Below are 23,210 nucleotides of genomic sequence, written 5' to 3' on the forward strand. Positions count from 1 at the left end.
GGCAATTAGGCTTCTGTGGTGAGCGGGCTTGCCCCGCGCTGGGTTGCGAAGCAGCCCCAAAACCTTCACCTCGATTGATTCTGGCACTCTGCGGTGACCTTATTGGGGCCGCTTCGCAGCCCAGCGCGGGCGGTGCGACGATTCGACAAGCCCGCTCACCACAGAGTTATGTGTCAGCCTTTAAGAGTTGTGCAGATACCTATGCCCCGATGAGGGAGTGTCAGTTGGTGGATTTGGTACTGACCCACTGCAATCGGGAGCAAGTCGAATCGTCGCACCGCCCCTCCCACATTTTTGAACGGCATCAGGCGTTAGCCAGATTCGCCAGTGCGATCCCTGAAACGTAGCGCTCCAGATTCGCCAAAAACGTATCGGCAATCTCGTTGCGGCTATTGGTCGAAATCGCCGACGTATGCGGCGACAACCGCACCCGTGGGTGGCTGTACAGCGGGTGCCCATCCGGCAAGGGCTCCGGCTCGGTCACGTCAAGCGATGCCAGGCCGATCCGGCCGTTATCCAGCGCCTCCAGCAACGCCTCCTGATCGAGCAAGCCGCCGCGCGCGATGTTGATCAGGTGCAGTCCCGGCTTGGCGCTGCCCAGCACATCGCGGTTGATGATATGCCGCGTGGCGTCGGTCAGTGGCGCGGCCACTACCAGATGGTCGGCGCGGGCGAACAGGTCGTGGATGTCGTTGGCGGCCTGCACTCCTGCGCCGAACGGTGCCTGGCTCTGACGCAGGGCCACAACGTTGATGCCCAGGCCCAGGGCTTTTTGCGCCAGGCTTTCACCAATCGCACCAAAGCCGAGGATGCCCAGGGTGATGCCCTTGAGTGGGCGCAGGGCGGTGAAATTCCATTGCGAGTCCTTCACCCAGATGTCCGGTAAATGCTTGGCCGCGGCAAAGATCGCCGCCAGGGCGAACTCGGCGAGGTTGTCGGCGGCGCTGCCCCGGGAGGTGGTCACCGGCGGGCCGTTGAACAGCCATTGCGGGTAGAAGTCGATGCCCGATGAGACCAAATGCACCCATTGCGCGCCGTAGGGCCAGCCCGGTGGCGGGGTGTCCGGGGCGGTGTAGCCGCGCACGTTGATCGGGCGCAGCAGCAGGATATTCGCCTGGGGCGGCAGGTCGCTCGGCACGCCCGCCGGCACGCCGATCACCTGGGCTCCGGGGTGGATCGCAGTGAGGCGTGCGCGGATCACCTCGTTGTAGTCTTCGTCCAACTGGCTGGCAATAATCACCTGAGTCATGTGCGTTCCTTCTGGCGTTGGGCGAACACGGCTTTACCGACACCTTGCAGCACCGCATCGTTCTGCGGGGTATGTACGCGACTGCACAGCACATCGCGGTAGTGGCGTTGCAGCGGGCTATGGCGTGACAGACCGGGGTTGCCGGAGGCCTCGATGGCCAGTTCCACGGCGCGGATCGCGTTGTGGGTGACCAGGTACTTCAACTGCGCGGCGTTGGCGGCCGGGGTGTGGCCGTCGGCGGCGGCGTCGAGCAGGCTGCGGTTGGCGAACAGCAGGGTGTCGATATGGCCGACGGTTTCCTGGAAACGCGGCAATGTCGACAACGCCGCACCGAGGTTGGACGGCGTGCGTTCTTCCAGCCAGTTCACCAGCCAGTCCCGCGCGGCCTGGGCCACGGCGTCATACACCGAGGACAGCAACACTGACATCCACAGGAAGCCGTCGGCATCCAGTTCCGGTTGCGGCGCGCTCCAGGGGCTGACGCTGACGGCGTGGTCCAGCGGCACCAGTACGTTGTCGAGCAGCACTTCATGGCTGCAGGTGGCGCGCATGCCGAGGTGGTCCCAGGTGTCGATGATGCTCACGCCGGGGCTGTCCTTGGGCACCAGCCAGGCGCCCACCAGCGGGTCGGTGTCATCGCTGCGCGCCCATACGCTGAACCAGCTCAGGCCATGGCTGCCGGTGGAGTAGATCTTGCGCCCGCTGATGCGCCAACCCTCGGCAGTGCGCACGGCGGTGGTCGCCGGCAGCCCGCCACGGGCCGGGGTGCCGAGGTCGGGTTCGACGCGCAGGGCGTTGATCAATGCGCCGTTGCGCACCGCGTCCTCGGCCACTTGTGTACGCAGATGGGGCGGCCAGGTCTTGCTGTCTTGCAGGCGGGTATGTTGCAGGTATTGCATCACCAGGATCAGTGCGGTGGACGGTTCGCCCTTGGCAATTGCACTGATCGCCTTGCGCGCCTGCGGCAGGCTGGCACCGCCGCCACCGAGGGCTTTGGGCACGGTGAGGGCGACCAGGCCGTGGTCATGCAGCCGCTGGAAGTTGGCATGGGGGAAGGCGCCGCTCTCGTCATACAGGTGCGCGGTGCCGGCCAGCTCGGTGCTGAGGCGTTCGAGCAGGGCGTCGAAGTTGGCGACTTCCACGGAGCGTAGAGACGGTTGGGTCATGGGGTGATCACCCGTAATTTTGTAGGAGCGAGCTTGCTCGCGAAAAACCGGAGAGCGCCGAGGGGAGTCAGATGTCCCGCGTTATCGTTAACGATCTTCGCGAGCAAGCTCGCTCCTACAGTGAGGGATTCGCTCATGCCAGCGCCTCCTGCGGTTCTTCCACCTCGATGCTGTAACGATTGACCGGTACGGCCAGGCCAAGGTTGTCGCGCAGGGTGTGGCCGGTGTATTCGCTACGGAACAGGCCACGCTGTTGCAGCACCGGCACCACCAGTTCGGTGAAATACTGCAAGCCGTCCGGCAGCACCGAGTTGATGATGAAACCATCGCTGGCACCGCGTTCGAACCAGGTCTGGATCGCGTCGGCGACTTGCTCCGGGGTGCCGACAAAATCACGCTTGGGCCGCGAGAAGCGCAGCGCCACTTCGCGCAGGGTCAGGCCTTCGTCCCTGGCCAGTTGCTTGATGCGGTCGGAGCCGCCTTTCTGGCTGTTGGCGCCCAGGTCGCCGAGTTCCGGGAACGGGGCGTCCAGCGGGTACTGGCTGAAGTCATGGTCGTTGAACGGGCGGCCGAGGGCGACGATGGCGTCTTCCACGGTGACCAGCTCCACGGCCTGCTGGTAGCGGCTTTCCACTTCGGCCTCGTCGCGGCCGACAATCGGGCGGATGCCCGGCAGGATCGACAGGCTGTCGGCGTCACGGCCAAAGCCTTTGGCGCGGCGTTTGAGGTCCTGGGTATACGCCAGGCCTTCTTCGATGCTTTCCACATGCACGAAGATGGCGTCCGAGTTCTGCGCCGCAAAGTTACGCCCGTCTTCGGACGTGCCCGCCTGGAAAATCACCGGTTGGCCCTGGCGCGAGCGCGCAATGTTCAGCGGGCCTTTGACCGAGAAAAACTCGCCTTTGTGGTTCAGCGCATGCAGCTTGCCCGGGGTAAAGAATTCGCCGCTTTGCTTGTTGTAGGCAAAGGCGTCGTCTTCCCAGGAATCCCACAGGCCCTTGACCGTGTTCAGGTGTTCCTTGGCGATGCGGTAGCGCACGGCGTGGGGTGGGTGTTCGGCCTTACCGAAGTTGTCGGCGGTGCCGCTGAGCCACGAGGTCACCACGTTCCAGCCGGCGCGACCGCCGCTGATATGGTCCAGGGACGCGAACTGGCGCGCCACCTGGTAGGGCTCGGTGTAGCTGACGGTCACGGTGGCCACCAGGCCGATATGGCTGGTGAGTGCGGCCAGGGCCGAGAGGATGGTCAGCGGCTCGAAGCGGTTGAGGTAATGCGGGCTGGATTTGGCATGGATGTGCAGGCTGTCGGCGATGAACACGAAGTCGAACTTGGCCGCTTCGGCGAGTTCGGTCTGCTGTTTGTAGAAGCCGAAATTCGTACTGGCATTCGGTTGCGCCTGCGGATGGCGCCATTCGCCCCAGCCGTGTCCGACACCGTGGACCATGGCGCCCAATTTCAAATGGCGGGGTTTCAATTGATGTGGCGTGCTCATGTTCTGCTCCTTCAGCGTGATGCTTGGTTGTTGGGGACGCGCTTGGCGTTAAAGCTCGTGTCGAAGCCCTGGGACACGTCGATGTGCCGGGGCAGCAGGCCTTCTTGCTGGTAGGTGTCGGCGGTGGCCTGCAGGCCACTGATCACGCTGTCGTCAATCAGCACCGGGCTCAGGCGGGTTTCCTTGGCCACGGCCACATGCACGGCCAGCGGCAGCCCGGTGATTTTGGCCTGGGCGGCGGCGTACTCGTCGGGGTGGGTATTGGCCCAGGCGTAGGCGCGGTCGACGCGGGCGACAAAGTCGTCCAGCTGCGTGCGCTTGTCGGCGATGGCCTGGCGGGTGGCGGCGAGGTACAGGTGATTGCTCAACAGCGTGTTGCCGCTGGCCAGGATCCGCGCCTGGCTTTGGGACGTGACGACGGTGGTGTAGGGGTCCCAGGTCGACCAGGCGTCGACAGTGCCGTTATCCAGCACCAGGCGCGACTCGCTGGGCAGCAGGAAAATGAACTGCACATCCTTTGTGGTCAGGCCGGCCGTGGCCAGCGCCTTGATCGCCAGGTAATGGCCGATGGACCCACGCCCGGTGACGATTTTCTTGCCCTTGAGGTCGGCCACCGTCTTGATCGGCGAATCCTTGGGCACCAGCAGGGCGGTGGTGTTACGCCCTTCGGCGTGGATGATGCTGACCACCTTTAGCGAGGCGCCGGCGCCAAGGGCAAACACGTAGGGCGCGTCGCCCAGGGCACCAATGTCCACGGCTCCGGCATTCAAGGCTTCGCCCAGGGGCGAGGCGGACGGGAATTCCGACCACTGGATTTCATAGGGCACGTTTTTCGTTTCGCCGGAGACTTCCAGCAGCGTCTTGATCGTCGATTTCTGATTGGCCACCCGCAGCGGTTGCAGGTCGGCGGCGTGGGCGCAGGTGGCCAGGCCAAGGGCCAGGGCAGTGCCCAGGAGCAGGCGTTTGAACGGAGTGGAAAAGACCATGGGATGCTGGCTCCAGGCAGATCGTGAAAGGGTTCGGCTACCTCCGCCTGGAGAAGGGGTCGGTGAGGAGTTCACGTTATGCTCATAAAAACCTTCTGTGAAGGTCTTTTTGGTTATATGTTAATTATTAAAAATATTAAGATAATTGGTTATCTAATATGCGGTTTATGTATTTTTCGAATAGGTAATTGCGGCTGAGGTGCCTGGGTGTCCAAGGGGGCGGCGCCAATCGCTCTCAGCGCAGGTTTGCATAGAGCGAAGTGGTCTAGGCCACTGTCATTCTTCACAGGTGTTCAGGCGTTGCGCCGGGCAGAAAATGGCAGCACGCAGCCAAGTCAGCTGCGAATAAACGATGGGGGTATTTTTACTCTCTCAGCGAACCAGTGAGGATTCGTCATGTTCAAATTATTGGCAACCACATGCGTCATGTTCAGCCTGCTGTTCGGCACCCAGTTCAGCGTGGCCTCGCAAATAGAGGCGGGTGTCCACGCCATGCAGTCTCAGTTGAGCGGTAGCTCGGAGACGGTTTCTTGCACCGACACAGAAGAAAAAAAGTAACGCAGTACCCCCGCCCCATGCATGGGGCAGCGCCTGTTCCCGCAATGGGGGCAGGCGTGCCTGGGGTCAAATGACGTAAAACCCATGGGTCCCATCGCGGGCCAGTTGCTCCACCAGACCGAACTCCCAATCCAGGTAGGCCTGCATGGCTTCCTTGGGGTTGTCGGTGCCTTCGTACGGCCGGCGGTAGCGGTCGATACGCAGCGAGGCCAGGTGGGTTTCGCCTTCTTCCAGTGGCAGTTGCGCGTTGATCCAGGCGGCGGTGCCGTCTTGCAGCAGGAACACTTGCTTGCCGGTGATCGCTTCGACTTCAGCCACCGCCAGGCGCGCCAGTTGGCTGCTGCCGCAGGTCAGCACATAACGCTGGCCGGCGGGTACCTTGGCCAGGGCCTGGGGCAGTTGTGCGCGCAATACCCACCAGGCGCCGGGGATATGGCGCTTGACGTAGTTGGCGCTGGCGGTGAAATCCAGCACCACGGTGTCACCATGGGTGAGCCATTCGGCGAGGGTGTGCGGGCTGATCAGTTCGGCCTGGGGCGGCGCGGGGACTGGAGCGACCCAGGCGCCTTTTTCGCTGAAGTGCGCCGCTTGCAGGTCATCCAGCACATGCACGTCCCAGCCCAGTTGGGCCAGCCACGACGCAGACATGTTCGCCCGCACGCCATCGTCATCCGCCAGCACCAGGCGCGCACCGCGCACGCTGGCGACATGGTCGGTTTCCTGCACCAGTTGGCCGCCCGGGGTCGAGCGCGCGCCGGGCAGGTGGCCGGCTTCGAATTCTTCCGGGGTGCGCACATCGAACAGGTAGGTGGTGCGGTTGGTTTCCTGCTGCCAGGCGTGCAGGTCGGCGAGGGTGGCGCGACCGACGCGGGCCTTGTCGGCGACGCGGCGTGCATCGACGGCGGCGATCTGGCGATGCTCTTCCGAGGTTGGCGCAAAGCGCCGCGACTGGCCGTGGGCGAGCTTCTGCCCGGCCAGGGTCCAGCCGATGGTGCCATTGCGCAGCGCAGACACCGGGTTGGCCACGCCGGCGTTGATCAGCGACTGGGTGCCGATAATGCTGCGGGTACGCCCGGCGCAGTTGACGATGATGCGGGTGGCCGGGTCGGGCGCCAGTTCCCGCGCACGCAACACCAGCTCGGCACCGGGCACGCTGATGCCGGTGGGGATGCTCATGGTCTGGTATTCGTCGAAACGGCGGGCGTCGAGCACCACCACATCGGCCTGGCTGTCGAGCAGCGCCTGCACTTCTTCAGCGGCGAGGGACGGCGTGTGGCGCTCGCTCTCCACCAACTCGCCAAAGGCCTTGCTCGGCACGTTCACATCGATAAACAGCTCGCCACCGGCCCGGCGCCAACCGTCCAGGCCACCTTCCAGCAGGCTGACCTGGGTGTAGCCCAGCGCAACCAGGCGTTCGGCGGCACGGGCAGCCAGGCCTTCACCGTTGTCGTAGACGGTGACCTGGGTATCGCGGCGTGGAATGCGCGAATACACCTCCAGTTCCAGCTTGGACAGCGGGATATTCGCCGCGAACAGCGGGTGGGATTCGGCAAACGGCGCTTCTTCGCGCACGTCCACCAGGGCGAGTTCTTCACGGTCCAACAGGGCCTGGCGAATCCGGGCAAAGCTACGGGTCGGTACGGTGGTCATAGGGCAGGGCTCTTTTCTTTGGACAAATCCCAGATATTCGGGAGGAAGGCGTTGGAATAACCGGAGATAAACAGTTTCTCGCTGCCGTCGGGCTGGTACACCGCACGGCGCACCGCGCCGATATTGGCGCCGTACACATGAATGCTGATCGACACCTGGTCGCTGTGGGCATTGCTCACCTGATGGATGTCGCCGACCTTGGGCGACACCGCCTCGACCTGGCCCGGCACCAATTGAATCGGCTGGCCTTCGGCGATCAGGCTGCCGTCGGGCGCGCGTTCGAAGCCTTGGGAGAACTCTGCGCCGCGCAGCATGCCGATCAGCCCCCACACCCGATGGTCGTGGATCGGCGTGCTTTGCCCCGGCCCCCAGACAAAGCTGACGATGCTGAAACGCTGGCGCGAATCGGCATGCAGCAAGAACTGCTGGTAGCGCTCGGGATCGGGTTGGGCAAATTCATCGGGGAGCCAGTCGTCATGGCTGACCAGTTGCGCCAGCAGCTTGCCGCCACGGTGCAACAGGTCGCCTTCGCGTGGATTGCCGTCGATCAATTCCGCCAGGGCGCCTATGAAGGCTCTGAGTCTCTCGGGGTGTCGGGCCTGGGTCATGGCACTTCCATCGTGTGGTCGCAGGGATGGGTTTATCTAAGCATAATGTTTATAGTTAATATGCTATTTTTTAATGATTAGCTTATAGCTGAAGGTAATTTAGAACCGGTCTGAATAGCGTTAGACGTTATCGATTGCAGCACGGGCTATTCACGCCACGTTCCTGCAACTATGCTTCACACACATCTTAATGACTGTTCTCTATGTGCGGCCCAAATGAAAATTGACGATATCGATGCCTTTGTCGAAGTGATTCGTTGCCAGTCCATCAGCCATGCCGCCGAGTCGTTGCAATTGACCCAGCCGGCCATTACCCGCCGCGTGCAGAACTTCGAGCAGGCGCTGGGCGTGGAGCTGTTCGACCGCAACACCAAACCCCTCAAGCCGACATTGATCGGCACCCGCGTCTATGAGCAGTGCCGGTTGATCCTGCGCGAGATGGATGCCCTGCGCGAGCTGGTGGCCACCGACGCACCGCCCACCGGCCTGCTGCGCCTGGGTGTGCCGCAGACCATCGGCGACGTGGTGCTGCTGGACGCGCTCAAGCACCTGCGCAGCGAATACCCCGACTTGCGTGCCCAGGTCGCCACCGGCTGGGGCAGCCAGTTGGTGGGCAAGATCGAACGCGGCGAACTGGACGCGGCGGCGGCGCTGTTCCCGGCAGGCAAGATCTTCCCGGACAACATCGTCGGCGAGTCCATCGGCAAGATGGAACTGGTGGTGGTCTGCGCCAAGGCCCAACTGCCGAAGAAACCCTGCAAGCTGGCCGATGTGTACCAGAACGGCTGGGTCCTCAACCCGGACGGCTGCGGCTTCCGTGCCGGGTTGCAGCGCACCTTGTCCGATCAGGGCCTGGCCCTGCGGGTCAACCTGGAGACCTTCGGCACCGAACTGCAACTGGGCCTGGTGGCCGACGGCCTGGGCTTGGGCCTGGTGCCACGGCCGTTGCTGGAACGCAGTGCGCACCGCGAGCAACTGGCGGTGATGCCGCTCAAGGATTTCAAGCCGGTGATGGATTTGTGGCTGATCTATCCGCACTTCCTGGGCAACCTGCAGGGGCCGGTGGATGCGTTTGGCAAGCGGGTGGCGGCGTCGCTGCATAAAGTCCGCGACGCCGCGTAAGCCTGTGGGAGGGGGCTTGCCCCCGATGACGGCCTCTGGGCCGACCATTTTTTTGGATTGGACCGGGTACATATCCATTGCCGCGGTAACGGCGGCTTAGGGTTCCGCCCTGACGGCGGCTCACTTTGGAAAAGCCCCAAAGTAAGCAAAGGGCTCTTGCCCCACCACTCGGCACCTCGCCTAGGCTCGGTGTGCCCGTAATCCGACAGTGATGTGGGGGGCCGCCGCCACGCGCCATCCATGGCGCGGGGCGGCTAAACCGGCATCCCTGCCGGTTTACCCCCCCCAAATCACTATCGGATTCCGGCCAGCGTGGTTAACGGGGCGCCTGAGATCAAGATCTAAAGCAAGATCAAGGGCGGCTCGCTTCGCATCGGTGTTAGCGTTGCGGGAGATACTCATGGCCATCGGGGGCAAGCCCCCTCTTATCAAACTTAAAATAACTGAATGATTTTAGGGGGTTAAAATTTCACCCTGAAGTCTTGAGTCTTGCCTGAACAATTTCAGGCGACCGCATTCTTGTGGCAAGCCCGCTCGCCACAGTTTGCTGCGCGACAGCGCTGCGTCGAAGAGGTTGTGGGATCTCCCACATTTGCCCTGTATTATTGGTACGATTTATATGAAAAAAAATAATAATTAGCTTAGATTAAAATGTGCTTTTTATTATTTTCGGCCATCCCCTAGGCTTGCCTGGAAGTCCTTAAGGCCATCCAGGAAGTTTTGCCATGAGCAGCGTCACCTCGATCACCAATCTCACCAGCAATGTTCGCCAGCGCGTTACCCCGCAAGAGTGGGAGGTGCGCGTCAAACTGGCCGCCGCTTATCGCCTGGCTGCCTTGTACAAGTGGACCGACCACATCTATACCCATTTCTCCGCCCGTGTACCGGGGCCGGAGGAGCATTTCCTGATCAACGCCTTCGGGTTGTTGTTCGATGAAATCAGTGCGTCCAACCTGGTCAAGGTCGACCTCGACGGCACTATCGTCGATGACCCTACCGGCCTGGGCATCAACTACGCCGGCTATGTGATTCACAGCGCGATCCACGGCGCACGTCATGACCTGCAGGCGGTGCTGCACACCCACACCCGCGACGGCATTGCGGTGTCGGCGCAGAAGGACGGCCTGCTGCCGATCTCCCAGCACTCCATTGGTTTTTCCGGACGCGTGGCGTACCACGGGTATGAAGGCGTGGCCCTCGACCTGGACGAACGTGAGCGCCTCGTCGCGGACCTGGGTGACAAGAGCGTGATGATCCTGCGCAACCATGGCTTGTTGACCGCCGGTGTCAGCGTTGAACATGCGTTTGTGCAGCTGCAACAGTTGGAGCGCGCCTGCAATATCCAGGTCGCGGCGCAGGCAGCGGGGAATGCGGAGTTGATCTTCCCGCCGGCCGAAGTGGTGGAGAAAGTCGAACAACAGGCCAAGGTGTTTGCCAGTGGCGAAGGACCGGGGGTGGCGCGGCATTGGAATGCGCTGATTCGGCAGTTGGAGCGGACTGATACGGACTACAAGAACTGATTTCGAGCCAGGTGAAGATCAAAATGTGGGAGAGGGGTTGCCCCCTCCCACATGGGTTTTGTGGTGTTCTTGCTTACGCGACCTGTTTGGCCTGCTCGCGTTCAGCAATCAGCTGCCGGGTCAGGGGGATCAACCGCTTGCCATAGTCGATCGCATCATTGAGCGGATCAAACCCACGGATCAGGAAGGTGGTGATACCGAGGTCGTAATAATCGACCAATGCCTCTGCCACCTGTTCGGCGGTCCCCACCAACGAGGTGGAGTTGCCCTGCGCCCCCAGCAACCCCGCAATCCCCGTCCACAGGCGCTTGTCCAGCCGCGAGCCCTGCTCCGCCGCCGCCAGCAACCGGCGCGAGCCTTCATTCGGCGGTTCACGCCGCACAAAGCCATTCTTCTCTGCCAACTCGGTGGCCTGTTGCAGGATGCTGTCGGCACGCGCCCACGCCAGTTCTTCGGTCTCGGCGAGGATCGGTCGCAGCGACAGGCTGAAGCGAATCGTACGCCCATGCCTGGCCGCTTCGGCGCGCACCTGGGTCACGATCTCGCGTACCTGCTCATAGGTTTCGCCCCACAGCGCGTACACATCGGCATGCTTGCCCGCCACTTCAATCGCGGCCTTGGAAGAGCCGCCAAAATACAGCGGGATATGCGGCTGCTGCGGCGACTTCACCGCGGAGTGCGCGCCTTCGACCTGGTAGTAGGTGCCGGCAAAGTCGAAGGGCTGATCGCTGGTCCATTCCTGGCGGACCACGCTCAGGTATTCATCGGTGCGCGCATAGCGTTCGTCCTTGCCGATATGGCTGCCATCGGCGCGCAGTTCGCGGTCGTCGCCGCCGGTGATGATATGCACGGCGGTGCGCCCGCCATTGAACACATCAAGGGTGGCGAACTGGCGGGCGGCCAGGGTGGGTTGGGCGAAGCCCGGACGGTGGGCGATCAGGAACTGCAGTTTTTTCGTCACGCTGGCGGCATGGGCGGCGATCAGCGTGCTGTCCGGGCTGTTGGAATGGAACGCCACCAGCGCGCGGTCGAAACCGGCGTCTTCGTGGGCGCGGGCCACGGTTTCCACGTAGTCCGGTTGCAGGGCAGGGCCGCTGCGTGGGTGGATCTCGGAAGCGTGGTGACCGCCGATATAGCCGATGAATTCAATGCTCATGGTCTGTCCTTGTCGAGTAGGGAGTGAGTACCTCCGCCGGGCAGGGGGTCGGTCATGCTCGTCCACGGTAGGGGCCGCGACAGCCTGTGTAAAATGCCGTTTGGTTCTAACCTAATTATTAAAATACAGAATCATATCTGTATGTAGTAATCAGTAAATTGCATTTTGCAGGTGTTGCTGACGCTAGATAACGTTGTGTTTTTTTTGGGCCTGAGGTCTGATGAGCGCCGAAAACGGCACCTCGAAGGTTAAGCAGTGATGCGGGCAGAACTTGCGCAATATGGCGGCATTACCGTCATGATTCCGGCCGCACTGATGATTGCTGTCTGGTTAAGGTATTCCACGCCGTGGGCATTGCGGGCCTGGATAATAACGCTGGGTATTACTTATTCGATCGTGGCGGCCAGCAAGTTGCTGTTTAAAGGTTGGGGCTTATCCTTCCAGCACTTGGATATTGCTGTAATAAGTGGCCATGCCATGAACACCTGTTTGATGGTCACGGTGGCAACGAGTTTGCTGGCCCGCCAGTTCAACCTGGCCTGGCGCTGGCCGGCGGCGTTGGTGGGGTTAGTGATAAGTATCGGGTTCAGTGCTTATTGTGTCGCGCCTTATATACATCCGCTGAATGAAGCCCTGGCCGGTGCCGCACTGGGTGCGACAGCGGCCAGTGTGTTCCTGTGGCGTATTGATGCCGCGCCCATCAAGGTATCCCCCGTGTTCATCGGCGGCGGGCTGGTGTTTTTGCTGGTCTGTGGGCTGGTGCCCAAGTACAACGCGGAGTGGCTGCTCAACCGCGTCGCAGTGACCCTCTCAGGTGCCGACCAGGCCCATCAGGAGCCTGCCTGGCGCCTGGAAACCGCGCACAGGAAGGCCGAGTAGGTCGCCAGGTCCAGCGCCAGGTTGCTTTCCACCATCAGCGCCAGCAGGGTGGTCTGCGCGTTGAACCGTTGCGCATTGCCACGGCGCCGCGCGCGTTTCATCTGCTGGAACAGCGCATGGGTGATCTGCTGGGGGGAGCTGCCGCGCAACAGGTCCAGCCAATGGCCGATGGCCCGGGTGTTGCGCTGGTACTGCGCGCCCTGCACCGGTTCGGCAAACCCCTCGAACATCCCCGTCAGCCTGCGCAACGCATAGCCGCGTCTCAAGCCCGCCCACAGGCTCATGGCCGCTCCTCGGTGCCGCAGATATTGGCCAGCAGTTCGGCCGTCTTGACCTGCATGAACTGGCTGTCGCCGCGACTTTCCACGCACAGGCACACCGACAACGGGTCACTGACCTGCAACTTGAAGCGCCAGTCGGCGAACACCATGGAAAACCCGGCGCCGGACGCGTCGCTGTCCAGTGAGTTATCCGCATACAGCACCTGCAGGCGTTCGACGACATGGGTTGAATCATGCACTTCCACATGAATATTTCCCGAAGAAGGAAATAGGCCAATACGCTCTACCAATAACTTTGACGTGTTCATGGCCGTCCCCTGTCTGGTGCATTCAAATCGCACTTTATTATGGGGCGGTGCAAAAATACCGGAATGTTAGTTTTAGTCGGTCAATACCGGGATTGTTATTTTTTGTCTTGCGCGATAGATGGTCTCGGTTTGTAGGCTGTGGTCATAATTACTCGGTCGTTAGTTGCAGCTCATTAAATAAGGTCGTCCCTTTTGCCGAAGAATAAGTGTGCGGTGCGTGGGAGGTTGCCTTGTTCAAAAAGATATTGATTGTGTGCATCGGCAACATCTGCCGCAGCCCCACGGCGGAACACTTGCTGGGTGCTGCGCTTGCACCTTCCGGGATCCAGGTGAGTTCGGCGGGCCTGGCGGCCTTGCGTGACCATCCGCTGGAGCCCCTGGCCGGGCAGGTGCTGGCGGAGCACGGGCATGTGCCCCAGGTGCACAGGGCCCGGCAACTCGACGCCGGCGCCGTGAGTGAGGCCGACCTGATCCTGGTGATGGAACAACGGCACATCGACGGCGTGCTCGACCTCGCCCCCGAGGCACGGGGCAAGGTGTTCCTGTTGGGCAAGTGGCAGCACGATCGCGAGATCACCGACCCCTATCGCCAGGGCAAGCCCGCCTTTGTGCAGGCCTATGCCTTGATCGAACAGGCCGCACAGGCCTGGGCCCAGCGCCTGGCGCGCTGACGCTCCCTCTTTAAACGATTGCAAGGACGAAGACGCGATTTATGTATTCACCCCAGAACGCTTCCCCTGAAAGCCCTCACCGTGACGAGATCGATGTGCTCGGCATGCTCGGCAACCTGATCGATCACAAATGGCTGATCGCCGGGATCACCGGCACCTGCATGCTGATCGGTGCCGCCTACGCCATTCTGTCGGCGCCGGTGTTCCAGGCGAATGCGTTGATCCAGGTGGAGCCGAAGAAGAACGACATGCTCGGTTTCTCCGACGTCAGCAGCCTGCTGGGCAAGGAATCGCCGGCGGTGACCGAGATCGAGCTGATCAAGTCGCGCACCATCATTGGCAAGACCGTCGATACCCTGGCGTTGGACATCACTGTCACGCCGCAGCATTTTCCGTTGATCGGTGGCTTCCTCGCGCGGCGTTATGCGCCTGAACACAAGGGCGATATTGCGCCGCCGCTGTTCGGTTTCAGCCGCTGGTCGGCAGGGGGCGAGGCCCTGGTGCTGAGCCGCTTGAACCTGCCGACGGCGTTGCTCGGGACCACCCTGGTACTGGTGGCCGGCGAGGCCCAGGCCTACACGTTATTTGATGAGGACGGCGTCGAGATCGCCGCAGGAAGCGTCGGCGTGCCGTTTGCCGCCGAGGGCGTCGAGGTGCTGGTCAAGGAGCTGCGGGCCAATCCGGGCGCGCATTTCAAGATCGTGCGCAAGCCGCGCCTGGACGCGGTGGCCGACTATCAGGACCTGCTGACGGTCATTGAGCGCGGCAAGGAGTCGGGCATCATCAGCCTGTCCCTGGAGAGCACGCGCCCGGCCCTGGCGGTGCGGACGCTGAATGAAATCGCCAACCTGTATGTGAAGCAGAACGTCGACCGCACCTCGGCCGAAGCGGCGCAGAGCCTGTCGTTCCTCAATGACCAGTTGCCCCAGGTGCGGCGCGACCTGGAGAAGGCTGAGAACGCCTTGAACCGCTTCCAGACCCGCAGCAAATCCATCGACATCAGCCTCGAAGCCAAGGCCGTGCTCGACCAGGTGGTGGCCCTGGATACCGGCATCTCCGAACTCAAGCTGCAACAGGCTGAGATGGACCGTAAGTTCACCCCCCAGCACCCGGCTTATCGTGCCTTGATCGCCAAGTTGGCGGAACTCAACGCCAAGCAGGCGCAGATGACCAAGCGCGTCGAAGGCTTGCCCACGACCCAGCAGGAATTACTCAGCCTGACTCGCGACGTGCAAGTGGGCACCGAGATCTACACCCAGTTGCTCAACCGCTCCCAGGAACTCGACGTGATGCGCGCCGGCACCGTGGGCAACGTGCGCCTGATCGACAGTGCCGACGTCAACCTGGCCAAGCCTGTGGCGCCGCGCAAGGTCATCGTGGTGCTGCTGGCGATGCTGCTCGGCGGCATGCTCTCGGTAGGCATCGTGCTGGTACGCAGCCTGCTCAACCGTGGCCTGGAAAGCCCGGATGAGATCGAGAAACTCGGCCTGCCGGTGTACGCCTCGATCCCCTTCAGCCTGTTGCAAAAGGCCGAGGAAACCAACGCGGCCAAGGGGCGTTCCGTCGCGCCGTCGCTGCTGGCGGTCAATCACCCCCATGACCTGGTGATGGAAGCCATGCGCAGCCTGCGCACCAGCCTGCACTTCGCCATACTCGAGGCCAGGAACAACCGCCTGATGATCACCGGCCCGAGCCCCGAGGTGGGCAAGACGTTTGTCTCGGCCAACCTGGCGGCGATTGTCGCGCAGTCGGGCCAGCGCGTGCTGCTGATCGATGCCGACATGCGCAAGGGCTACTTGCACAAGATGCTCGGCAAGGCGGTGGAGGCGGGGTTGTCCGACCTGCTCGCCAAGCGCTGTGATCTGCAGGAAGCGATTCACCCGACCGCCGTGGAGCGCTTCGATTTCATAGGCCGTGGGCAGATCCCGCCCAACCCGTCTGAACTGCTGATGCACCCCAACTTCGCCGCGTTGCTGGCCGAAGTCAGCGAGCGCTATGACCTGGTGATCATCGACACGCCGCCATTGCTGGCGGTGACCGACGCCGCGATTGTCGGGCGCCAGGCCGGCACCAGCCTGATGGTCACCCGTTTTGGCGTGAACTCGGCGAAGGAGATCGAGTTGACCCTGCGCCGCTTCCATCAGAACGGCATCGAGCTCAAGGGTGCGATCTTCAATGGTGTGGAAAAACGCCGGTCCGCCAGCTACGGCTATGGCGACTACGGCTACTACAGCTACGCCTATCAGTCCGACAAGGCCTGATGACCATGAGCAAAGTGCTTGAAATGCCGCGCTCGTTGTCGCGACGGTTTCGCCTCAACGTGCTGAGCTACGGCTACACCCAACTGGTGACGCTGGCGGCGCAACTGGTGTTGGTGCCGTTCTTCCTGCACGCCTGGGGCACCGGGCGCTATGCCGATTGGCTGGTGCTCACCGGCATTCCGTCGATGCTCAGCCTGCTGGACCTGGGGGTGGCCCAGGCGTCGGCCACCAGCGCCACGCTGCGTGCGAGCCAGGGCGATGTGCCGGGGGCGCGACGCAGTGTGCAGACCGCGCTGGCCTTTACCCTGGCGGTGGTGGCGCTGGTGCTGGTATTCGCCCTGACATTGGGCCAGTGGCTCGACTGGGTGTCACTGCTCGGGCTCAAGACCTTGACCGCCGAGCAAGCCGGCCTGGTGGTGTTGTTCATGTCCGGCTACCTGTGCACGCGCTTGCTGGGTGGGCCGATCGACGCCTGGTTTCGCACCATCGACAGAACCGTCGGCGGCGTCTTCATCATGGCCAACCGCAGGACCCTGGACATTGTGCTGTCCATCGTCGTACTGCTGCTGGGTGGCTCCGAACTGCAATTGGCCCAGGGCATGTTTTTCAGCCAGGTGCTGTTCCTGGTGCTGGTGACCCTGTTTGTGCGGCGGATTTCACCCTGGCCGCTGCTGGGGCTGGCGTCGGCGTCCTGGGCCGAGTTCCGTGGTATCTGGAAACCGGCGCTGGGCAGCGCGGCGATCCCGCTGGCGCAGGCGATCACCCTGCAAGGCGGCCTGCAAGTGCTCAACCAGATCGCCGGCCCGGCGGTGGTGGTGGGTTACACCATGGCGCGCACCTTGATGCGGCTGATCATCCAGTTGGGCATCACCTGCAGCAACGCCCTGACCCCGGAGATCTCACGGCTGGCCGGGCGCGGCGAGTTCGAACAGGCACGACGCTTTACCCAGCGCGCCAGCTCCCTGGTACTGGGCCTGTGCCTGCTGGTGTATGTCGCCGGGATCTGGGCCGGGCCGCAGGTCATCCTGCTGTGGAGCCATGGCCTGGTGCAGGTCGATCGCCTGTCATTGGCGCTGATCGGCTCCCATACGATTTTGAATGTGGCCTGGTTCATCCTCGCGGCGATGCTGATTTCCACCAATCGCCACACCCTCACCTCAGTGATCTATGCCGTAAGCAGCGTGATGGCCTTGCTGCTGTGGCTGGCATGCAAGGAGCGCATCGATCCGCTGCTGGGCGCGTCGCTGTTGCTGTCGCTGCCGGAACTGGTGGTGTTGGTGTACCTGCGGGTGATTCGCGTGGGGGAGGTCGGCCCATGATGCTGTCCCAGGCGCGCCTGACCCTCTACCTGCCGCTGACGTTCTTCGCCTTGCCCCTGGCGCTGAGCAACAACCTCTCGCAACCGGTGGCGCTGCTGCTGTTGCTGCCGTTCGTGGTGTACGCGGCGCGTGGCTTTACCCGCGCGCTGCCATTGCTGGCGCTGGTGGTCGCGTCCAGTGTGTTGCAGGTATTGGTTAGCAGTGGGGCGAAGATCTCGCTGTACCAGTTCCTGCGTTCCGGCATTCCGTTTTTCTATTTTGTGCTGCTGCTGGCCGGGTACAGCTATGTGTTGGCCAATGTGGAAAAAATCGCGCTGGCCCATAGCGTCAACTACCGGCGCATCCTCGAACGCATCATCTACATCTTCGCCCTTGGCCAGTTGCTGCAGGTCAGCCTGTATGGCGTGGGCATCGACCTGACCAACGCCGCGTCCAAGTCCAGCGACGAAGTCGGGCGGATCATGTTGTTTCCCACCAGCTCGGCGGTGCTGCTGTTTTTCTATGCCTGTTGCCAGCGCAGGGTCGGCTTGATGCTGATCCTCGCGGTCACGTTGCTGGCGGCCGGGTCCAAGACCATCCTCGCGGCGATGGCGGTGATGATCCTGTTGTCGGCGATTACCCAGCGCAAGCTCAAGTCGTTGGCGGTGCTGGTGGTGGCCATCGGCGCGCTGGGCACGCTGACGTTCTATGCCAGCCCCTTGGCGGTGTCGCGCTTTGCCACTTACCTGTTCGAGGAGAAGGGCGAGGACGTAACCCGTGCGTTCGAGATCGCGCATGCCAAGGAGTCGTTTCTCGACAACCCGGCCACGGTGTTCCTGGGCAATGGCCTGGCCAAGCAATTGACCCCCGGCGTGCCCACCAATGACGAGCGCTGGTTCGAGAACTCCAAGTTCGATATCGAGAACGGCTACTGGGGCGTGACCGCCAAGCTGGGGGTGCTCGGCGTGGCGCTGTTTTGCCTGCTGTTCAGCGGTTTGCCGCGCAGCCCGGTATCCCTGGCCATGGTGGCGATCCTGCTGATTTTCTCGTTCAAGACCAGCTACCAGTTCTTCACCACGTTCGATGGCAGCTACCTGCTGGTGTGGTCGATGTTCATCGGCCTGCTCAACAAGGCTGCGCCTGCACGCCAGGCGGTTTACCCCAATTACTTACTGAAACAGGCTGGATCATGAACGCACCTGCTAGCCCCATCAGGGCCGGGATACTGACGTACCACTTCAGCGAAAACTTCGGCGCGGTGCTGCAAGCCTATGCCTTGCAGCGCTGGTTGCAGCAACAGGGCTTGCAGGTAAGCCTGATCAACTACCACCCGGCCTACGTGGAGGATGGCAGCGAGATCCGCCAGCTGTTCAACCCGCGCCAGCTCAAGGCCAACCTCAAGGCCCTGTACCTCAAGGCCCTGGCGTTGAAAACCCGGGTGCTGGGGCCGAATGCCCAGTCGCGCCAGTTCCACGCGTTCAAGACGCGCTTCCTGAATATCCAGGCGCCGCGCTACGCCCACGCCCACCAGCTCAACCAGGCGGTGGCCGGCCAGCAGTTGCTGGTGGCCGGCAGTGACCAGATCTGGAACCCCTCGGGCCAGACCGGCCTCGACCCGGCGTACTTCCTGGCCTTCGACTGCGACAAGGCGATCCGGCGCATTTCCTACGCCGCGAGTTTCGGCAAGGAATACCTGGAGCCGCAGTACCACGCCGAAGCCGAGGGCCTGCTCAAGCAACTGTCGGCGATCAGTGTGCGCGAGGAGAGCGGGGTGAGCATCGTGCACCAGGTCTCGGGGCTGGCTGCCCACTGCGTGCCGGACCCGACGCTGCTGCACCGCGACTATTCGGCGCTGCTCGCCACGTCCACCCAGACCCGCACCGGCCACGTGTTCTGCTATGCGCTGCGCACCGGCGTGGGCGTGCGCGAAGTGGCCCAGGCGCTGTCGCGTCAGGTGGCCGGGCCGATTGTCTCGCCGTATAACGCGCACCGGCGCTGGCGGCAGATCGGCGAGACCGTGCAGGTGGGCCCACAGGATTGGCTCAAGTTGCTCAAGGAGAGCGCCTACGTGGTGACCAACTCCTTCCACGCCACGGTGTTCGCGATCATTTTCGAGAAGCCGTTTATCGCCGTGGGGTTACCGGGCAACAAGGCCTCGCTGAACGCCCGTGTGCGCAACCTGCTGGAGAAGCTGGAGCTGTCGCAACGCTTCCTGCCGGCAGACGATGCCGACCAGGTGCACGCCTTGATCGCGGCGCCCATCGACTGGTTGGCGGTGCGGGCCCGGCGCCAGGCCCTGCAACAGGTGGGCGAGCGCTACCTGTTGGAACAACTGGCGGCGATCCGGCCATGAGCGACTTCGCGCAACTCAAGTACGTCGACACCCTGCCGCGGAGCAACAAGGCGCGCCGGCTGTTGTGGGGCATGGTCTATCAGTTGCTGTTTCGTCCTACGCCGCGCTGGATGCTGCACAACTGGCGGCGTTGGTTGCTGCGCTGCTTTGGCGCCAAGGTCGGCGTGGGCTGCCGCATCGCGCCCACGTGCAGCATCTGGGCGCCGTGGAACCTGGAGATCGGCGACTACACCGCCATCGGCGATGGGGTCGATGTGTACGCCATGGCCAAAATCACGCTGGGCTCCAAAGTCACCATCAGCCAACGCAGCTTCCTGTGCACCGGCAGCCACGACACCCGCAGCCTGCTGCGGCCCTTGGTGACTCGCGAGATCGTGATCAAGGACCACGTGTGGGTCGCCGCCGAGGCCTTTATCCACCCCGGTTGTGTGTTGGAGGAGGGCTGCGTGGTCGGCGCGCGCTCGGTGGTCACGGCCAGCCAGCCGGCCTGGATGATTTGCGTCGGTGCGCCGTGCCGCCCCCTCAAAACGAGAGACATCGCACTATGAAACAGGTGAAACCCATGATGGATAAGGCATGGAAGTTGATGTATTTCGTCAGCGAGTTCTTTCGCGACATGCTCACGTTTATTCGCCACAACGGTTACTCGCCGTTGGAAAGCCGCAACAAGAAGCTGTTCTACAAAATCCTCATCGAAACCCACACCGTGGAAAAGGGCCTGTCCCTCAAGGAACCCAAGCCGCTGTTCGGCAAGGACAAGATCAACGGCATCATCCATATGCTCAACGAATACGACCGCACGTATTCGGCGCTGCCGGTGGAGATGGCCCTCGGCGCGTTCCAGGGTTACCTCGAGCTGCACCGCACCCTCGGCATCAGCGACGACTTCGTGTTTTACCTGGATGCTTATGTGGAGCACCTCAAGCGCGACGGCACCGCCGGCAGCGGTGGTATCAAGCGTGCAGCGCCGTGGCTGGGCAATGGCGGGCTGGATGCCAAGGCGTTCCTGCAATCGCGCTCCAGTTGCCGCATGTTCCAGGCCGGCAAGATCGACAGTGGCCTGCTGACGTCCCTGGTGGAGCTGGCGCAGTCGTCACCCTCGCAATGCAACCGGCAGTCGTCGCGGGTGCATGTGTATCAGGACCGCGCGGTGATCGCGCAGCTGCTGGAGCTGCAAGGCGGCTCGCGCGGGTTTGCGCAGTCGGTGGACAACCTGTTTGTGGTCACGTCCGAAGTCACCGCCTGGGGCGGCGCGGGGCAGCGCAACCAGCTTTACGTCGACGGTGCGTTGTTTTCCATGGGCCTGCTGCTGGCCTGCCACGCCAATGGCCTGGGCGCGTGCCCGCTGAACCTGGCGATCCTCAATTCGGTGGAAAAGAAGATCCGTGGCATCGGCGCCATCCCGGCCAGCGAGCGGTTGATCATGATGATCGCCGTGGGGCTGCCCCTGGAAAGCCACTTCCGGGCCGCGCGTTCACCGCGCCGGCTCACCACCGAAGTCCTGCAGATGCACGGTGGCTGATATGAAGCGCGAAACCGTCAGTGTGATCATCCTCACCTACAACGAAAGCCTGCATATCGCCCGGGCCATCGAGTCGGTACGGGCCTTCAGCGACGAAGTGCTGGTGGTCGATTCGTTTTCCACCGACGACACCTGCGACATCGCCCGGCGCCATGGCGCGCTGGTGGTGCAGCACGCCTTCGTCAACCAGGCCAAGCAGTTCCAGTGGGCGCTGGATCACCTGCCGATTACCGGCAACTGGACGATGCGCCTGGACGCCGACGAAATCATCGAGGCCGACCTTGCCGCCGCGATCAATACCCGGCTGCCGACCCTGGCCCGCGACATCACCGGCATCAACTTCAAGCGCAAGCATATCTTCATGGGGCGCTGGGTGCGCCATGGTGGCCGCTACCCGTTGAAGATGCTGCGGCTGTGGCGCACCGGCCAGGGGCGCATGGAGGACCGTTGGATGGACGAGCACATCTCGGTCGCCGAGGGCCGCACCATCACCCTCGACGGCGGGTTTGCCGACCATAACCTGCATGACTTGACCTTCTTCACCCACAAGCACAACCAGTACGCCACCCGCGAAGCGATTGAAGTGCTTAACGCGCGGCTGGGGCTGTTTGCGATACGCGATGAACTGCATGCCGGGCAGAGTTCGTTCCAGGCCAAGGCCAAGCGCCTGGTCAAGAACCGCGTGTACAACCGCGTGCCGTTCACCCTCAGTTCCACCGCGTATTTCCTGTGGCGCTACATCATCCAGCTGGGGTTTCTCGATGGCCGCAGTGGCCTGGTCTATCACCTGCTCCAGGGCTATTGGTACCGCTTTCTGGTGGGCGCCAAAGTGCTCGAACTGGAAACCGCGATTGCGCACTTAAACGATAAGGAAGCCATTGTCCGGGAACTCTCAAAGTTGACCGGCCATAACTTGAACCTGCCCACACCGAAGTAACTGAGCGTTTTTAACAAACACCCAAGTTTGGGTGTCGGCCTTCGCTCGCCTATCAATTGGGAGACAGACATGAATAAAGTCGCGCTTATTACCGGGATCACCGGTCAGGATGGCTCGTACCTGGCCGAGCTGCTGCTGGAAAAAGGCTATACCGTGCACGGCCTCAAGCGACGTTCTTCGTCGTTCAATACCCAGCGTATCGATCATATTTACCAAGACCCGCAGGCCCTGCGTAAAAACCTGGTCCTGCACTATGGCGACCTGGCGGATTCGTCGAACCTGACACGTATCATCCAGCAGATCCAGCCCGATGAAATCTACAACCTCGGCGCCCAATCCCATGTGGCGGTGAGCTTCGATTCGCCGGAATACACCGCCGATGTGGATGCCCTCGGTACCTTGCGCATCCTCGAGGCGATCCGCCTGCTGGGCCTGGAAAAGAAGACCCGCTTCTACCAGGCCTCGACCTCCGAGCTGTACGGGCTGGTGCAGGAAACCCCGCAGAAGGAAACCACGCCGTTCTACCCGCGCTCGCCCTATGCGGTGGCCAAGCTGTACGCCTACTGGATCACCGTGAACTTCCGCGAAGCCTATGGGCTGTATGCGTGCAACGGCATCCTGTTCAACCACGAGTCGCCGCGTCGCGGTGAAACCTTCGTGACCCGCAAGATCACCCGCGCTCTGAGCAACATCGCCCTGGGCCTGGAACAGTGCCTGTACATGGGCAACATGGATGCACTGCGCGACTGGGGCCACGCCAAGGACTACGTCCGCATGCAGTGGATGATGCTGCAACAGGAACACCCCGAGGACTTTGTCATCGCCACCGGTGTGCAGTATTCGGTGCGCGACTTTATTCGCTGGTCGGCGGCGGAACTGGGGCTGCATCTGCGCTTTGTCGGCGAGGGCGTGGAAGAGGTGGCGGTGGTCGAGCGGATCGACGGCGACCTGGCGCCGGGCATCCTGGTGGGCGATGTGATTGTGCGCGTCGACCCACGTTACTTCCGCCCGGCCGAAGTCGAGACGCTGTTGGGCGACCCGTCCAAGGCCAAGCGCCTGCTCGGCTGGGTGCCGGAAATCAGCGCCCAGGAAATGTGCGCGGAGATGGTTCGCGAAGACCTCAAGGTCGCCCAGCGCCACGCCTTGTTGCGCCTGCACGGGCATGACGCACCGATTGCCGTGGAGAACTGAGC

At 62.4% G+C, this 23,210-nt stretch carries 22 protein-coding genes and 1 pseudogene; 13 read left to right on the plus strand and 10 right to left on the minus strand.

Annotated elements, in window-relative coordinates; translation table 11 throughout:
• Positions 1-304: 304 nt before the first annotated feature.
• The 5 genes and pseudogenes from BFP99_RS21705 to BFP99_RS21720 all read right to left on the minus strand — a co-directional run bounded on the left by BFP99_RS21705 (position 305) and on the right by BFP99_RS21720 (position 4,893).
• A complete protein-coding gene (locus BFP99_RS21705) occupies positions 305-1,249 on the minus strand; it encodes a D-isomer specific 2-hydroxyacid dehydrogenase family protein (RefSeq protein ID WP_065948160.1) in 945 nt (314 codons plus the stop codon).
• Entirely contained in the window at positions 1,246-2,415 is a 1,170-nt protein-coding gene (locus BFP99_RS21710; protein ID WP_065948161.1) for an acyl-CoA dehydrogenase family protein, read from the minus strand. Before BFP99_RS21710 ends, BFP99_RS21705 begins: the two co-directional genes overlap by 4 nt.
• A gap of 20 nt (positions 2,416-2,435) precedes the next feature.
• A pseudogene (locus BFP99_RS33730) lies at positions 2,436-2,552 on the minus strand (outer membrane lipoprotein carrier protein LolA); the annotation flags it as partial.
• The gene (locus tag BFP99_RS21715) at positions 2,549-3,907 is read right to left on the minus strand and encodes an LLM class flavin-dependent oxidoreductase (RefSeq protein ID WP_065948162.1); all 1,359 of its coding nucleotides are present in this window, start codon (positions 3,905-3,907) and stop codon (positions 2,549-2,551) included. The gene BFP99_RS21715 and the pseudogene BFP99_RS33730, both read right to left, overlap by 4 nt.
• Before the next feature lie 11 nt (positions 3,908-3,918).
• The gene (locus BFP99_RS21720) at positions 3,919-4,893 is read right to left on the minus strand and encodes an ABC transporter substrate-binding protein (RefSeq protein ID WP_065948163.1); all 975 of its coding nucleotides are present in this window, start codon (positions 4,891-4,893) and stop codon (positions 3,919-3,921) included.
• Positions 4,894-5,289: 396 nt separating this feature from the next.
• On the opposite strand from BFP99_RS21720, the gene BFP99_RS33335 reads away from it, so the two are divergent.
• Entirely contained in the window at positions 5,290-5,451 is a 162-nt protein-coding gene (locus BFP99_RS33335) for a hypothetical protein (protein WP_176719701.1), read from the plus strand.
• Positions 5,452-5,517: 66 nt separating this feature from the next.
• On the opposite strand, the gene BFP99_RS21725 is transcribed toward BFP99_RS33335, so the two are convergent.
• Both BFP99_RS21725 and BFP99_RS21730 read right to left on the minus strand, forming a co-directional pair.
• A complete protein-coding gene (locus BFP99_RS21725) occupies positions 5,518-7,101 on the minus strand; it encodes a rhodanese-related sulfurtransferase (protein WP_065948164.1) in 1,584 nt (527 codons plus the stop codon).
• Positions 7,098-7,709, minus strand: a complete 612-nt coding sequence (locus tag BFP99_RS21730; RefSeq protein ID WP_065948165.1) for a cysteine dioxygenase family protein — start codon at positions 7,707-7,709, stop codon at positions 7,098-7,100. Before BFP99_RS21730 ends, BFP99_RS21725 begins: the two co-directional genes overlap by 4 nt.
• 216 nt (positions 7,710-7,925) lie before the next feature.
• On the opposite strand from BFP99_RS21730, the gene BFP99_RS21735 reads away from it, so the two are divergent.
• Together BFP99_RS21735 and BFP99_RS21740 are read left to right on the plus strand one after the other, a co-directional pair.
• Complete coding sequence (locus tag BFP99_RS21735) at positions 7,926-8,831, plus strand: LysR family transcriptional regulator (RefSeq protein WP_027608694.1); 906 nt, start codon at positions 7,926-7,928, stop codon at positions 8,829-8,831.
• Positions 8,832-9,556: 725 nt separating this feature from the next.
• Positions 9,557-10,351, plus strand: coding sequence for a class II aldolase/adducin family protein (locus BFP99_RS21740; protein ID WP_065948166.1), 795 nt, complete (start codon positions 9,557-9,559; stop codon positions 10,349-10,351).
• 73 nt (positions 10,352-10,424) lie between these two features.
• Here BFP99_RS21740 and BFP99_RS21745 read toward each other — a convergent pair whose 3' ends face one another.
• Complete coding sequence (locus BFP99_RS21745) at positions 10,425-11,507, minus strand: LLM class flavin-dependent oxidoreductase (protein WP_065948167.1); 1,083 nt, start codon at positions 11,505-11,507, stop codon at positions 10,425-10,427.
• A 255-nt stretch (positions 11,508-11,762) separates the two neighbouring features.
• Between BFP99_RS21745 and BFP99_RS21750 the strand changes: the two genes are divergently transcribed.
• Positions 11,763-12,386, plus strand: coding sequence for a hypothetical protein (locus tag BFP99_RS21750; RefSeq protein ID WP_065925154.1), 624 nt, complete (start codon positions 11,763-11,765; stop codon positions 12,384-12,386).
• Here the strand turns inward: BFP99_RS21750 and BFP99_RS21755 are convergent.
• On the minus strand, positions 12,338-12,670 hold the full coding sequence (locus tag BFP99_RS21755; RefSeq protein ID WP_065925155.1) for a hypothetical protein: 333 nt from the start codon (positions 12,668-12,670) through the stop codon (positions 12,338-12,340). The two genes, BFP99_RS21750 and BFP99_RS21755, sit on opposite strands and share 49 nt — an antisense overlap.
• Entirely contained in the window at positions 12,667-12,975 is a 309-nt protein-coding gene (locus BFP99_RS33735) for a phosphomannomutase (protein ID WP_235865593.1), read from the minus strand. Before BFP99_RS33735 ends, BFP99_RS21755 begins: the two co-directional genes overlap by 4 nt.
• Positions 12,976-13,205: 230 nt before the next feature.
• Between BFP99_RS33735 and BFP99_RS21765 the strand changes: the two genes are divergently transcribed.
• The 9 genes from BFP99_RS21765 to gmd all read left to right on the plus strand — a co-directional run bounded on the left by BFP99_RS21765 (position 13,206) and on the right by gmd (position 23,208).
• On the plus strand, positions 13,206-13,646 hold the full coding sequence (locus BFP99_RS21765; RefSeq protein WP_065925156.1) for a low molecular weight protein-tyrosine-phosphatase: 441 nt from the start codon (positions 13,206-13,208) through the stop codon (positions 13,644-13,646).
• Between the two features lie 41 nt (positions 13,647-13,687).
• Positions 13,688-15,907: a polysaccharide biosynthesis tyrosine autokinase gene (locus BFP99_RS21770; RefSeq protein ID WP_065948168.1), complete on the plus strand. Its 2,220-nt coding sequence runs from the start codon at positions 13,688-13,690 to the stop codon at positions 15,905-15,907.
• 5 nt (positions 15,908-15,912) lie between these two features.
• Positions 15,913-17,226, plus strand: a complete 1,314-nt coding sequence (locus tag BFP99_RS21775; protein WP_065925158.1) for a lipopolysaccharide biosynthesis protein — start codon at positions 15,913-15,915, stop codon at positions 17,224-17,226.
• Entirely contained in the window at positions 17,223-18,398 is a 1,176-nt protein-coding gene (locus BFP99_RS21780) for an O-antigen ligase family protein (protein WP_065948169.1), read from the plus strand. The genes BFP99_RS21775 and BFP99_RS21780 overlap by 4 nt, the downstream gene beginning before the upstream one ends.
• Positions 18,395-19,558 carry a polysaccharide pyruvyl transferase family protein gene (locus tag BFP99_RS21785; RefSeq protein ID WP_065948170.1) on the plus strand — a complete coding sequence of 388 codons (1,164 nt, stop codon included), beginning with the start codon at positions 18,395-18,397 and terminating at the stop codon, positions 19,556-19,558. Before BFP99_RS21780 ends, BFP99_RS21785 begins: the two co-directional genes overlap by 4 nt.
• Positions 19,555-20,106 carry an acetyltransferase gene (locus BFP99_RS21790; RefSeq protein WP_065925161.1) on the plus strand — a complete coding sequence of 184 codons (552 nt, stop codon included), beginning with the start codon at positions 19,555-19,557 and terminating at the stop codon, positions 20,104-20,106. The genes BFP99_RS21785 and BFP99_RS21790 overlap by 4 nt, the downstream gene beginning before the upstream one ends.
• A 14-nt stretch (positions 20,107-20,120) precedes the next feature.
• Complete coding sequence (locus BFP99_RS21795; protein ID WP_159440249.1) at positions 20,121-21,080, plus strand: nitroreductase family protein; 960 nt, start codon at positions 20,121-20,123, stop codon at positions 21,078-21,080.
• A 1-nt stretch (position 21,081) separates the two neighbouring features.
• Positions 21,082-22,017 carry a glycosyltransferase family 2 protein gene (locus BFP99_RS21800; protein WP_027608682.1) on the plus strand — a complete coding sequence of 312 codons (936 nt, stop codon included), beginning with the start codon at positions 21,082-21,084 and terminating at the stop codon, positions 22,015-22,017.
• A 69-nt stretch (positions 22,018-22,086) separates the two neighbouring features.
• Positions 22,087-23,208: a GDP-mannose 4,6-dehydratase gene (gene gmd, locus BFP99_RS21805; RefSeq protein WP_065925163.1), complete on the plus strand. Its 1,122-nt coding sequence runs from the start codon at positions 22,087-22,089 to the stop codon at positions 23,206-23,208.
• Positions 23,209-23,210: the final 2 nt, after the last annotated feature.

Origin of the sequence: Pseudomonas sp. 1 R 17, from assembly GCF_900067035.1 — a bacterium.
GTDB classification, from domain to species: Bacteria; Pseudomonadota; Gammaproteobacteria; order Pseudomonadales; family Pseudomonadaceae; genus Aquipseudomonas; species Aquipseudomonas marginalis.